Genomic DNA, 13640 nt, shown 5'->3' on the forward strand with positions numbered 1-13640 from the left:
CCGCGCAACCCCCGTACCACTGCCGTACGGCTGCCGTGAGGCCACCGTGCGGCTGCTCCGTGGCCGACGTGATCGATGCGATCGATGTGAGCGACGCGATGGACGCGATCAGGGCGTAGCCGACGCGTAGTCGACGCGTAGCCGTCGACACATAGCCTCCGCGGGCTCCCTTCGCGTACGGTTGACGGCTGCCCAGCACGTCAGAAGGGGGCCCGGTGGCCGCTCAGGCTCAACAGGAAACCGCGGTCGGCTCGGACCACGACACCGTCGGTGAAACCGGCGGAATCGGCGGCGCCGACACCGCCGATTCCGCCGAATCCGCCGATTCCGTACGGGACCGAGAGATCAGCATCGAACAGGCACACCTCGACCGGGTGTACCAGCGCCTCGAGGAGAAGATCCACGAGGCCGAGTTCCTCATGCACGACGCGGCCCAGCGCGGCCACGTCAACACGCCGGGTGCGCTCGCGGAGCGGGACGCGCTCGTCTTCCGGGCGGGCATCCACCTCAACCGGCTCAACAACGAGTACGAGGACTTCCTCTTCGGCCGCATCGACCTGCTCCTCGGCAAGGACGGCAAGAAGGGCCCCGACGGCGCCTACACCGCCGTCGAACCCGCCGAGGGCACCGTGCGCGACGACAACACCGCCGACATCGCCGAGACCCTGCACATCGGCCGCATCGGCGTGCTCGACGCGGAGTTCGCGCCGCTCGTCATCGACTGGCGGGCGCCCGCCGCCGCGCCGTTCTACCGCTCCACCCCGGTCAGTCCCGGGCGTGTCGTGCGCCGCCGGGTCATCCGCTCCAAGGGGCACCGGGTGCTCGGCGTCGAGGACGACCTCATGCGTCCCGAACTGACCGCCCGCCTCGACGGCCGCGAACTGGCCGCCGTCGGCGACGGCGCCCTGATGGCCGCCCTCGGCCGGGCCCGCAGCCACACCATGCGCGACATCGTCGCCTCCATCCAGGCCGAGCAGGACCTCGTCATCCGGGCCCCCGCCGCCTCCGTCACCTACGTCGAGGGCGGCCCCGGCACCGGCAAGACCGCCGTCGCCCTGCACCGCGCCGCCTACCTCCTCTACCAGGACCGGCGCCGCTACGCCGGCGGCATCCTGATCGTCTCCCCGACCCCCCTCCTGGTCGCCTACACCGAGGGCGTCCTGCCGTCGCTCGGCGAGGAGGGACAGGTCGCCATCCGGGCGATCGGCTCCCTCGTGGACGGCGCCGAGGCCGAGCTGTACGACTCCCCGGCCACCGCCCGCGCCAAGGGCTCCCTGCGGATGCTCAAGGTGCTGCGCAAGGCCGCGCGCGGTGCCCTGGAGTCGAACGGCTCGCCGGAGCGGCTGCGGGTCGTCGCCTTCGGGCGCCGTATCGAGCTCGAGTCCGCCGAACTGGACCGCATCCGCCACATCGCCCTCAGCGGCACCGCCCCCGTCAACCTGCTGCGCCCCCGCGCCCGCCGTCTCCTCCTCGACGCCCTGTGGGAGAGGTCCGGCGCCGGTGCCCGGCACACCGACCCGCAGCTCGCCGCCGAACTGCGCTCCTCCTTCGACGAGGACGTCACCGACGAGGACTCCTTCACCGAGTTCCTCGACGTCTGGTGGCCCGAGCTGACCCCGCACGCCGTCCTCACCGCCATGGCCGACGAACGGCGCCTGGGCCGCTGGTCGCGCCGCGTCCTCAACCCCGGCGAGGTACGCCGGGTCGCCCGCTCGCTGCGCCGCGCCGGCCACTCCGTGCACGACATCGCGATGCTCGACGAGCTCCACGCGCTGCTCGGCACCCCGGCCCGCCCGCGCCGCAACCGCGAGATCGACCCGCTCGACCAGCTCACCGGGCTGGAGGAACTGATGCCGGTGCGCGAGGAGACCCAGCGCGAGCGGGCCGAGCGGCTGGCGCAGGAACGCACCGAGTACGCGCATGTCATCGTCGACGAGGCCCAGGACCTCACCCCGATGCAGTGGCGCATGGTCGGCCGCCGCGGCCGGCACGCCACCTGGACGGTCGTCGGCGACCCCGCCCAGTCCTCCTGGTCCGACCCCGACGAGTCCGCCGAGGCCCGCGACGAGGCCCTCGGCACCCGGCCGCGCCGCCGCTTCACTCTCACCGTCAACTACCGCAACCCCGCCGAGATCGCCGAGCTCTCCGCCCGGGTCCTGGCCCTCGCCATGCCCGGTGCCGAGCCCCCGTCGGCGGTCCGCTCCACCGGCGTACGGCCACGGTTCGCCGTGGTGCGCGACACGCTCGGGCAGACCGTGCGGGCGGAGGCGGAGCGGCTGCTCGGCCTCGTCGACGGCACCGTCGGCGTCGTCGTCGCCATGCAGCGCCGCGAGGAGGCCGCCCGCTGGCTCGCCGGGTTGGGGGACCGGGTGGTCGCCCTCGGCAGCCTGGAGGCCAAGGGCCTGGAGTACGACGCCACGATCGTCGTCTCGCCCGCCGAGATCGCCGACGAGAGCCCGGCCGGGCTGCGGGTCCTCTACGTCGCCCTGACCCGCGCGACGCAGCAGCTCACGGTCGTCTCGGCGGCCCGGGACGAACCGGACGCCGAGGGGGTGCCGGACCTGCTCAGGGACTGACCTCCCGTGGCCGGACGGGAGGCCGCCCGAGAAGGTTTCTGTGAAGTGGGCCGCACGGGAATGGTCTCGCGGCATCTCTTTGTTAGCCTGGGTACGGCACCGGCTCGATCCAAGCCCCCGGGCCCAACCTTCGTCGCTACGAGCGACCACTTGCCGCGAGGCGAGCATGGCGGGTCGGTGTCATGAACGCCGGAGAGGTCCGCGTCACCCCGTGACGCGGACCTCTTCCGTTTCCCTCCGCGTCGCGGGTGCTGCGGCTTGTTGCCCGGCTCGTTGCCCGGCCTGTTTCCTCTTGCCGTTTCCTCGAGCACCTCTGGGGTTTCCCCGGAACTTGCGGCGAACAATACGTTCGCAACCCGACCCGGCTTACTCCTACCGCGCGGTAGGTGCGACGATCGGACCGCACGCCGCCGTGAACCCGCCGTGACCCCACCGGTGGACCCGGCGAGGCAGGACGGCACCCGGCGGCAGGCAGCGGCGAGCGAAACGCCGCGAACCCGGCAGCATCACGGTGAAAGCAGAGGAAGTCGGCCATGGCAACGGCGCCCAGCGTCTCCTACTCGATGACGATCCGGCTGGAGGTGCCCGCGAGCGGAACCGCCGTCTCGCAGCTCACCACCGCCGTGGAGTCCTCCGGAGGCTCGGTGACCGGCCTCGACGTCACCGCCTCCGGTCACGAGAAGCTCCGTATCGACGTCACCATCGCGGCCACCTCGACCGCGCACGCCGACGAGATCGTCGGCAGGCTCCGCGACATCGAGGGCATCACCCTCGGCAAGGTCTCGGACCGTACGTTCCTGATGCACCTCGGCGGCAAGATCGAGATGGCGTCGAAGCACCCCATCCGCAACCGTGACGACCTCTCCATGATCTACACCCCGGGCGTGGCCCGGGTGTGCATGGCGATCGCCGCCAACCCCGAGGACGCCCGCCGCCTCACCATCAAGCGCAACTCCGTCGCGGTCGTGACGGACGGTTCCGCCGTGCTGGGCCTCGGCAACATCGGCCCCAAGGCCGCGCTGCCCGTCATGGAGGGCAAGGCGGCCCTCTTCAAGCGGTTCGCCGGCATCGACGCCTGGCCGCTGTGCCTGGACACCCAGGACACCGACGCCATCGTCGAGATCGTCAAGGCGATCGCCCCCGGGTTCGCCGGCATCAACCTGGAGGACATCTCCGCGCCGCGCTGCTTCGAGATCGAGGCCCGGCTGCGCGAGGCCCTCGACATCCCGGTCTTCCACGACGACCAGCACGGCACCGCGATCGTCGTCCTCGCCGCCCTCACCAACGCGCTGCGCGTCACCGGCAAGTCCATCGACGGCATCCGCGTCGTGATGTCCGGCGCGGGCGCGGCCGGCACGGCCATCCTCAAGCTGCTGCTCGCGGCGGGCGTCAAGGACGCCGTCGTCGCCGACATTCACGGCGTCGTGCACTCCGGCCGCGCGGACCTGGTGGACGCCGCACCGGACTCGCCGCTGTGCTGGATCGCGGACAACACCAACCGCGAGGGCCTGACGGGCACCCTCAAGGAGGCCGTGCGCGGCGCCGACGTGTTCATCGGCGTGTCCGCCCCGAACGTCCTCGACGGCACCGACGTGGCCGCCATGGCCGAGGACGCCATCGTGTTCGCGCTCGCCAACCCCGACCCCGAGGTCGACCCGGCCGTCGCCCGCCAGACGGCGGCGGTCGTGGCCACCGGCCGCTCCGACTTCCCGAACCAGATCAACAACGTGCTGGTCTTCCCCGGTGTCTTCCGCGGCCTGCTGGACGCCCAGTCCCGCACCGTCGACACCGGGATGATGCTCGCGGCCGCGAAGGCCCTCGCCGCCGTGGTGACCGAGGACGAGCTGAACGCGAACTACATCGTGCCGAGCGTCTTCAACGACAAGGTCGCGGGCACGGTCGCCGGCGCGGTGCGGGACGCCGCCCGGGCGTCCGGCGCGTCGGCCGCGGCGGGCGCGGCGGGCGCCGCAGGTTCGGCGGGGACGGCGGGCGCGGCCTCGTAGCCGTGGAACGGGTGGCGCCGGGGACGGACGGGTCCTGGACGCCTCCGGGGCGGGCCAGGTGTCATGACGGCGGAGCGGGGCAGTCGTAGCGGCAGGCAGCCGGTGCGCCGCCCCGGTACGGCCCCACGCGGCCGTGCCGGGGCCCGTCCGACCCGCACGAGGTTGTGCGGGGTCTGTGAGGAGGGACACGGCGGCCTCCGCCCCGGCGCGTCGCGGGACGTCCCGCCGCCCGGCGCCCTCTAGGGTGACGGCCGAGCGGGCGCTTTTCGCACGGCTCATCAGGGCGGCTGCCCGGACCCCCCGGGGCGGCCCGGATTGGCTCCCCAGGGTGGTCTCACGACTCCTGCGGGTGGCCGGATTGGCATTACCGCCGCAGGTGGGGGCAGGATGCGTCCCTGGGCGCGAGCGCATCGGCTTCGCTGTGCCAGTTGCGGCTCCGTCGCGCGGCACGTCCCAACGGCAAGAAGAACACGGGAGTAACAACATGAACCGCAGTGAGCTGGTGGCCGCGCTGGCCGACCGCGCCGAGGTGACCCGGAAGGACGCGGACGCCGTGCTGGCCGCGTTCGCCGAGGTCGTCGGCGACATCGTCTCCAAGGGCGACGAGAAGGTCACCATCCCCGGCTTCCTGACCTTCGAGCGCACCCACCGCGCCGCCCGCACCGCGCGCAACCCGCAGACCGGCGACCCGATCCAGATCCCGGCCGGCTACAGCGTGAAGGTCTCCGCGGGCTCCAAGCTCAAGGAAGCCGCCAAGGGCGCGTGATCCCGCCGTCCGCACGCCCTGGGACGGCGTACGGACGTGAGAGACACCAGGTGACACGAGAGTGGGGCGGCCCCCGGACCTCCGGGGGCCGCCCCACTGCCGTGCGACGGCGTGCCGGTGGCCGGACACGTTCCCGCCGGACCCGGCGGACCCCCGGCCGGGGCGGGCGAGTCCTCAGCCGAGCGCCTTGCCCGGCAGTTCGACCTTCGCGCCCAGCTCCACCAGCTTGTCCATGAAGTTCTCGTAGCCCCGGTTGATCAGGTCGATGCCGTGCACCCGGGAGGTGCCCTGCGCGGCGAGGGCCGCGATGAGGTACGAGAAACCACCGCGCAGGTCGGGGATGACCAGATCGGCGCCCTGGAGCTTCGTCGGGCCCGACACGACCGCCGAATGGAGGAAGTTGCGCTGGCCGAAGCGGCAGGCGGAACTGCCCAGGCACTCGCGGTAGAGCTGGATGTGGGCGCCCATCTGGTTGAGCGCGGAGGTGAAGCCCAGCCGGGACTCGTAGACCGTCTCGTGGATGATCGACAGACCGGTGGCCTGCGTCAGGGCGACCACCAGCGGCTGCTGCCAGTCGGTCTGGAAGCCCGGGTGCACGTCCGTCTCCAGCGCGATGGACTTCAGCTGCCCGCCGGGGTGCCAGAAACGGATGCCCTCGTCGTCGATCTCGAAGGCGCCGCCGACCTTCCGGTAGGTGTTGAGGAAGGTCATCATCGAGCGCTGCTGCGCGCCGCGCACATAGATGTCGCCCTCGGTCGCGAGCGCCGCCGAGGCCCAGGACGCGGCCTCCAGACGGTCCGGCAGGGCAGCGTGGTTGTAGCCGTGCAGCTGCTCGACACCGGTGATGCGGATGGTGCGGTCGGTGTCCATCGCGATGATCGCGCCCATTTTCTGCAGGACGCAGATCAGGTCCTCGATCTCGGGCTCCACGGCCGCGTTCGCCAGCTCCGTGACACCCTCGGCCAGCACCGCCGTCAGCAGCACCTGCTCGGTCGTACCGACCGACGGATACGGCAGCTGTATCTTCGTACCGCGCAGCCCCTTCGGGGCCTCCAGGTACTGGCCGCCCTCACGCTTCTCGATGGTCGCGCCGAACTGGCGCAGCACGTCGAAGTGGAAGTCGATCGGCCGGCCGCCGATGTCGCAGCCGCCCAGGCCCGGGATGAACGCGTGGCCGATACGGTGCAGCAGCGGGCCGCAGAACAGGATCGGGATGCGCGACGAACCCGCGTGGGCATCGATGTCAGCGACATTCGCGCTCTCCACATGGGTCGGGTCCAGCACCAGCTCGCCGGGTTCCTCACCCGGACGCACCGTCACCCCGTGCAACTGCAGCAGACCGCGTACGACCCGGACGTCACGAATGTCCGGCACGTTGCGCAACCGACTCGGCTCACTGCCCAGCAGAGCGGCGACCATGGCCTTCGGTACGAGGTTCTTCGCACCGCGGACACGGATCTCGCCCTGCAGCGGGGTGCCGCCGTGGACAAGCAGGACATCGTCGTTGACGGTCATGGATCTCGCGTTCCGTGGAGTGTGTCAGGGGCCGGAGACAGAGTAATCGCCGTAGGCCCCCCTGCCATAAGCCCGACCGACACCAAGCTGCGTCATAGCTGTGTCACAACACGAACCGTGCCCTATCGGGCACAACGGGTCACCGGCGCCCCCGTGCGCGCGCTCTGCACCGGTGCGCCCTGACCTGCTCTCGCTCCCGTATCCGCTTTGCCTCCCGCACGGCGGGAAGATGGGGGATCATGTCTGGCATGACCGAGGTGTCCTCGCTCACAGGGCGGTTGCTCGTGGCAACGCCCGCCCTGGCGGACCCGAACTTCGACCGCGCGGTGGTGCTCCTCCTCGACCACGACGAGGAAGGCTCCCTCGGTGTCGTGCTCAACCGGCCGACCCCCGTCGACGTCGGCGACATCCTGGAGGGCTGGGCGGAGCTGACCGGCGAACCCGGCGTGGTCTTCCAGGGAGGTCCCGTCTCCCTGGACTCGGCGCTCGGCGTGGCCGTCGTCCCCGGGGGCGGCGCCGGAGAGGGCGCACCGCTGGGCTGGCGCCGGGTGCACGGCGCGATCGGCCTCGTCGACCTGGAGGCACCTCCGGAACTCCTCGCCTCGGCGCTGGGCTCGCTGCGCATCTTCGCCGGCTACGCGGGCTGGGGCCCGGGGCAGCTGGAGGACGAGCTCGACGACGGCGCCTGGTACGTCGTCGAGTCAGAGCCGGGTGACGTGTCCTCACCGGAGCCGGAGAGACTGTGGCGCGAGGTGCTGCGCCGCCAGCGCAACGAACTGGCCATGGTCGCCACGTATCCGGACGACCCTTCGCTCAACTGACGAGTGTGACCTTCAGTACCCTTGGCGCTTATGAGCACTCTTGAGCCCGAGCGCGGGACTGGTACGGGAACCCTCGTTGAGCCGACGCCGCAGGTGTCCCACGGTGACGGGGACCACGAGCGCTTCGCCCACTACGTCCAGAAGGACAAGATCATGGCGAGCGCCCTCGACGGGACCCCCGTCGTGGCGCTCTGCGGCAAGGTCTGGGTGCCGGGCCGCGACCCCAAGAAGTACCCGGTGTGCCCGATGTGCAAGGAGATCTACGACTCCATGGGCAGCGGCGACGAGGGCGGCGACGGCAAGAAGAAGTGACCGCCCGGCCCCCGGCCGGCGGGCCCCCGGAGCGCGGCGCGCCGCGCCACGGGGGCCTTTCCCCTGCCTGCCGCCCGCTGCCTGCCGGGCGCCGTCCTCTGCCGGCCGCCCCCTGAGCGGTGCCGCCGAGTGCTCCCGACTGGTGTCGGCCCCGCCCGGTGACGGGCGTCGGGCGTCGCCCGCGGTCCCGCCCGGCGGACCGCCCCCGGATCACGGCCCTGCCGCGGTCGGCCGCGGCTGACTCCGGCCATGTTCCGGCCATGTTCTGACCACGCTCTGATCATCCGAGGACGGACGCGGTGGACCTCATCCCGAAGCCCCGGCACATGACCTGCGACCCTGCCGGCGGCGCCCGGTTCACGCTCGACGCGGACACCGTCCTGGCCGCAGGACCGGGGACGGGCGGGGCGGCGCGGTGGCTGCGCGCCACGCTGGGCGCCGCGACGGGGCTCGACCTCCCGCCGGCCGGGACGCGGACGGGGGACAGCGGTCCGGGAGGCGGGCACGGGGCAACGGGGGAGGGGCGCAACGCCGTACGGCTGGACGTCGACCCCCGGGCGGGTCTCGGCGCGGAGGGCTACGAGCTGTCCGTCACCCCGCACGGCGTACGCCTCACCGGCGCCGACCCCGCCGGGCTCTTCCGGGGTGCCCAGACCCTGCGCCAGCTGCTCGGCCCCGACGCCTTCCGCCGCGCCCCGCTGCCCGGACGGACCTGGTCGCTGCCGGCGGCCGAGATCCGCGACGCGCCCCGCTTCCGCTGGCGGGGCCTGCTGCTCGACGTGGCCCGGCACTTCATGCCGAAGGACGGCGTGCTGCGCCTGCTCGATCTGATGGCCGCGCACAAACTCAACGTCCTGCACCTCCACCTGACCGACGACCAGGGCTGGCGCATCGAGATCGAGCGGTACCCGGAACTCACCCGGACCGGCGCCTGGCGCTCCCGCTCCCGATTCGGCCACCGCGCCTCACCGCTGTGGGAGGAGAGGCCCCACGGCGGCTTCTACACGCGGGACGACATCCGGGAGATCGTCTCCTACGCCGCCGAACGGCACATCACGGTCGTCCCCGAGATCGACGTGCCCGGCCATTCCCAGGCGGCCGTCGCCGCGTACCCCGAACTCGGCAACACCGACGTCGTCGACACCTCCGCCCTCTCCGTCTGGGACGACTGGGGGATCTCCCCCAACGTCCTCGCCCCCACCGACACCACCCTGCGCTTCTACGAAGGGGTGTTCGAGGAGGTGCTCGAGCTGTTCCCCTCCGAGTTCGTGCACATCGGGGGCGACGAATGCCCGAAGGACCAGTGGCGGCGTTCCCCGGCGGCCCAGGCGCGCATCCGGGACCTCGGTCTCGACGGCGAGGACGGCCTCCAGGCATGGTTCACGGGTCACTTCGCCGGCTGGCTCGCCGCGCGCGGGCGCAGACTGATCGGCTGGGACGAGATCCTGGAAGGCGGCCTGCCCGACGGCGCCGCCGTCTCGTCCTGGCGCGGATACGCCGGCGGCATCGCGGCGGCACGCGCGGGACACGACGTCGTCATGTGCCCCGAGCAGTACGTGTACCTGGACCACCGCCAGGACGGGGGCCCCGACGAACCCGTGCCGATCGGCTACGTGCGCACCCTGGAGGACGTCTACCGGTTCGAGCCCGTGCCGCCCGGGCTCGACCGGGCGCACGCCCGCCGGGTCCTGGGCACGCAGGCCAACATGTGGACCGAGGTGACCGAGGACGCCGCGCGCGTGGACTACCAGACCTTCCCGCGGCTCGTCGCCCTCGCCGAGGTGGCGTGGAGCGACCTGCCGGCCCCTCAGGAACGGGATTTCGCCGACTTCGAGCGGCGGATGGCCACCCACTACCGGCGCCTCGACGCCCTCGGCGTCGCCTACCGGCCACCCGCGGGCCCGTTGCCGTGGCAGCGGCGGCCGGGGGTGCTGGGCCGGCCGCGGGAAGGGGCACCGCCGGACGCGTAGCCGGGCACACCCGTGACCCCGGCGCACGCCCCGCGCGGGCACCGCAGGGGACACACCGACCCGCGGCACACCGCCGCGCCCTCCCCCCCCGCACACAGCCCCGCGGCACGCCGCGGCACACGGTGGCGCGACGACACGCCGACCTGCGACACGGCCGGCGCAAGACATGGCAAAACTCTCGTGACGAGCACATTGCGCGCGTGTCCGCACCGGACGCGCGCGACACGCGCGGCATGCGACACACGCCGCGCGCACCCCGCGCGTGCCGCACACGTCGTGCACGGAACGCGCACAGCGCACGGCGGGGAAAACGCGGCAGGATCACCGAAGAGTGGCAATTCACATGGACCGGGAACGCCGACCGAAATCAGGCCATCCTGCTGGTGAGACGGCGAAAGCCGCCTAGTGGACCTGTGTCTTCGGGGCCCCCGAAGATGTGCCAGAGTTGCCACGTCCGCCCTGTCAGCACGTACCGTACGGCAACACAGGTGGGACCATGTGGGGCAGCGGGAAGGGGCAGCCGGTTTTGACCACGCACGCACCGCAGGCGGCGCAGTCCGTCACGCTGCCCACGACACTCGACGAGGCGGTGGCGGCGCTCGCCGCCCTGCCCACGGCGGTACCCGTGGCAGGCGGCACCGACCTCATGACAGCCGTCAACTCCGGGCAGCTCAGGCCCGCCGCGCTGGTCGGCCTCGGCCGGATCAGCGAGATCCGCGGCTGGCAGTACCAGGACGGCCACGCACTGCTCGGCGCCGGCCTCACGCACGCGCGCATGGGCCGCCCCGACTTCGCCGCCCTGATCCCCGCACTCGCCGCGGCCGCGCGCGCCGCGGGCCCCCCGCACATCCGCAACGCGGGCACCCTGGGCGGCAACATCGCCTCCGCCGCCCCCACCGGCGACGCGCTCCCCGTGCTGGCCGCGCTGGAGGCGACCCTGGTCATCGCGGGCCCGGCCGGCGCCCGCCGGGAGATCCCGGTGTCGCATCTGCTGGCCGGCGTGGAGATGCTGCGCGGCGGCGAACTCATCGCCTACGTGCGCGTACCGCTGCTGCACGCGCCCCAGGTCTTCCTGAAGGCGACCGGCCGCACCGGGCCCGGACGGGCCGTGGCCTCCGTCGCCCTCGTCCTCGACCCCGCCCGGCGCGGCGTCAGATGCGCCGTGGGCGCGATAGCGCCGATGCCGCTGCGCCCGCTGGACGCCGAGCACTGGGTCGCCCAGCTCATCGACTGGGACAACAACCGCGCGATCGTCCCGGAGGCACTGGCCGCCTTCGGCGAGTACGTCGCCGCCGCCTGCATCCCCGACCCGGCCCCCGCCGAGGACGGCACCGTGCAGCAGCTGCCGCCGGCCGTACTGCACCTGCGGCGCACCGTCGCCGCGCTGGCCCGACGAGCACTGGGGAGGGCGCTGTCGTGACCGACGACCAGCACGGAGAGGGCACCCCGCCCCGCAGCGCGGGCCGTTGGGACCCGCTGCCGCAGGGCGACTACGACGACGGCGCCACCGCCTTCGTGAAGCTGCCCGAGGGCGGTATCGACGCCCTCCTGGCCGCCAACAGCCCGCTCGCCGCGCCGGGGCACGGCTATGTCCCGCCGCGGATAGCGGCCACGCCCCCGGAGGACGGCGCCGGACCGGCCGTGGGCGACGCCTGGTCGGTGCCGCCGGGCGGCGCGGAGTGGCCCGACCCCAACGCGGTGCCCCAGGGCACCCCGGACGACCGGTTCACGTACAACCCGGCGACCACCCAGCAGTGGGACTTCGGCGACACCGGTGGGACGGAGACCGGGCAGACACCGGTACCGGGCACCGGCCCGCATGTCCCGGGACAGTGGTCGATCCCGGTCGCCGGGGGCGACCTTCCGGACGAATCGGGCGAGTTCACCGCGTCGTCCCTCGTCGAGCAGTGGGGCGGCACACCCCCGGCCACCCTGCCCGGCGGCGCGGCGGCCCCCTGGGCGCCCCAGCAGCCGGCGGCCCCCGGCTGGGACCGCCCCACCCCGGGTGACGGCCCGTCGGCCCACGACGCCGCCGCGACGGCCTACACCCGCGATCCGGCTCACCCGAACGGGACGGACGGCCGCGGCTACCCGGCGGCCCCCTCCGGCACCGACGGACGGGGCTTCCGGCCCGACGGACAGCACGGCGGCGGGCAGCACGGCGACGGGCAGCACAGCGACGGCCGAGGCCACCCCGTCGCCGGTGACGGGACCGACGGCCGCGGCTACCGGGCCGACGGGCACGTGACGGACGGCCGGGGATACCCGGTCGCCGGTGACCCCGGCACCGACGGCCGCGGTTACCCGGCCGTGGACGACAGGACCGACGGACACGGTTACCCGGCCGTGGACGACAGGACCGACGGACACGGTTACCCGGCCCCGGCTGACGGTACCGACGGACACGGTTACCCGGCCCCGGCTGACGGTACCGACGGCCGCGGCTACCCGGCGGCCCACGCCCCGGCCCCCGCGCCCTCCGACGCCCCGGTCCGGGAGTTCGACGCCCCCCGAGCGGCCGAAGCACCCGCGCCCGAAGCGCACGCCTCACCGGCGGAGCACGCCGCCCCCGCAGAGCCCGCCCGCGGCCCCGCGGCGCCCGGGAGCGAGCCCGGGGCCCCGGAACCCGCCGACGGCGCCCAGCAGGCCGCGGAAGCCGCTGACGGGCCCGGCGGGCACACCGCCGGAGAGACCGCCGCGTCCGGCACCGACGGCCTGCCCGGCTCACCGGACCCGGCCGGGACGGACCGTGCCGGCACCGCGCCGGAGGACCGGGAACCGTCCGCCCTCCCGCAGGACGAGCACCCGCTCGCCTCCTTCACCCTGAGCGTCAACGGCGTGGACCGCCCCGTCAGCGACGCATGGATCGGCGAGTCGCTGCTCTACGTGCTGCGCGAGCGCCTCGGCCTCGCGGGCGCCAAGGACGGCTGCTCGGAGGGCGAGTGCGGTGCCTGCAACGTGCAGGTCGACGGCCGCCTGGTCGCCTCCTGCCTGGTGCCCGCCGTCACCGCGGCCGGCAGCGAGGTCCGTACCGTCGAGGGCCTGGCCGTGGACGGGCAGCCGTCGGACGTGCAGCGGGCGCTCGCCGAGTGCGGCGCCGTGCAGTGCGGCTTCTGCGTGCCCGGCATGGCGATGACCGTGCACGACCTCCTGGAGGGCAACCCGGCGCCCACCGAACTGGAGGCCCGCCAGGCGCTGTCCGGCAACCTGTGCCGCTGCTCCGGCTACCGGGGCGTCCTGGACGCCGTCAGGACCGTCGTCGCCGAACGTGAGGCGCACGCCACCGCCGAGGCGGCTGAGACGGACGGCACCGAGGCCCGTATCCCCCATCAGGCGGGTCCGGGCGCGGGCGGCGTGCACCACTCGGTGTTCGACACGCCCGGCTTCGACACGCCGGGCCACACCGCGCAGCAGCAGTCCCAGGACCAGGACCAGGACCCGGTGGACCAGCAGCCCCAGGCGGACCGGGCACAGCAGTACGACGAGCGGCAGCCGTACGACCAGGGGCAGCCGTACGAGCAGCCCTATGACGAGCAGCACGGGCAGCACGACCAGTACGACCAGTCGTACGAGACGCAGTACGACACGCAGTACGACCAGCGGCAGTACGACCAGTCGTACGAGCAGCCGTACGACCGGTCCCACGGACAGGACGGAGGCCCGGCGTGAGCCACGAC

The 13640-nt window shown here is 73.4% G+C and carries 9 protein-coding genes; 8 read left to right on the top strand and 1 reads right to left on the bottom strand.

Going from position 1 to position 13640, the window contains the following annotated elements:
* Positions 1 to 215: 215 nt before the first annotated feature.
* From ABZ862_RS26290 to ABZ862_RS26300, 3 genes are all read left to right on the top strand, one after another.
* Positions 216 to 2576 carry a UvrD-helicase domain-containing protein gene (locus ABZ862_RS26290; RefSeq protein WP_360962638.1) on the top strand — a complete coding sequence of 787 codons (2361 nt, stop codon included), beginning with the start codon at positions 216 to 218 and terminating at the stop codon, positions 2574 to 2576.
* Positions 2577 to 3109: 533 nt separating this feature from the next.
* Positions 3110 to 4579 (top strand): NAD-dependent malic enzyme, encoded by a 1470-nt coding sequence (locus ABZ862_RS26295; protein ID WP_360962641.1) that lies wholly within the window; start codon positions 3110 to 3112, stop codon positions 4577 to 4579.
* Positions 4580 to 5063: 484 nt separating this feature from the next.
* Positions 5064 to 5345, top strand: a complete 282-nt coding sequence (locus ABZ862_RS26300) for an HU family DNA-binding protein (protein WP_360962644.1) — start codon at positions 5064 to 5066, stop codon at positions 5343 to 5345.
* 174 nt (positions 5346 to 5519) lie between these two features.
* On the opposite strand, the gene murA is transcribed toward ABZ862_RS26300, so the two are convergent.
* Complete coding sequence (gene murA / locus ABZ862_RS26305) at positions 5520 to 6860, bottom strand: UDP-N-acetylglucosamine 1-carboxyvinyltransferase (protein WP_360962647.1); 1341 nt, start codon at positions 6858 to 6860, stop codon at positions 5520 to 5522.
* A 248-nt stretch (positions 6861 to 7108) separates the two neighbouring features.
* On the opposite strand from murA, the gene ABZ862_RS26310 reads away from it, so the two are divergent.
* From ABZ862_RS26310 to ABZ862_RS26330, 5 genes are all read left to right on the top strand, one after another.
* The gene (locus tag ABZ862_RS26310; RefSeq protein ID WP_360962650.1) at positions 7109 to 7681 is read left to right on the top strand and encodes a YqgE/AlgH family protein; all 573 of its coding nucleotides are present in this window, start codon (positions 7109 to 7111) and stop codon (positions 7679 to 7681) included.
* A gap of 30 nt (positions 7682 to 7711) precedes the next feature.
* Positions 7712 to 7993 (top strand): DUF3039 domain-containing protein, encoded by a 282-nt coding sequence (locus ABZ862_RS26315; RefSeq protein WP_360962653.1) that lies wholly within the window; start codon positions 7712 to 7714, stop codon positions 7991 to 7993.
* Positions 7994 to 8292: 299 nt separating this feature from the next.
* Positions 8293 to 9963 (top strand): beta-N-acetylhexosaminidase, encoded by a 1671-nt coding sequence (locus tag ABZ862_RS26320; RefSeq protein WP_360962656.1) that lies wholly within the window; start codon positions 8293 to 8295, stop codon positions 9961 to 9963.
* A gap of 526 nt (positions 9964 to 10489) precedes the next feature.
* Complete coding sequence (locus ABZ862_RS26325; RefSeq protein ID WP_360962659.1) at positions 10490 to 11383, top strand: FAD binding domain-containing protein; 894 nt, start codon at positions 10490 to 10492, stop codon at positions 11381 to 11383.
* Positions 11380 to 13632, top strand: coding sequence for a 2Fe-2S iron-sulfur cluster-binding protein (locus ABZ862_RS26330; RefSeq protein ID WP_360962662.1), 2253 nt, complete (start codon positions 11380 to 11382; stop codon positions 13630 to 13632). The genes ABZ862_RS26325 and ABZ862_RS26330 overlap by 4 nt, the downstream gene beginning before the upstream one ends.
* Positions 13633 to 13640 lie beyond the last annotated feature (8 nt).

This window comes from Streptomyces sp. NPDC047000, assembly GCF_040644295.1.
Taxonomy (GTDB): Bacteria; Actinomycetota; Actinomycetes; order Streptomycetales; family Streptomycetaceae; genus Streptomyces.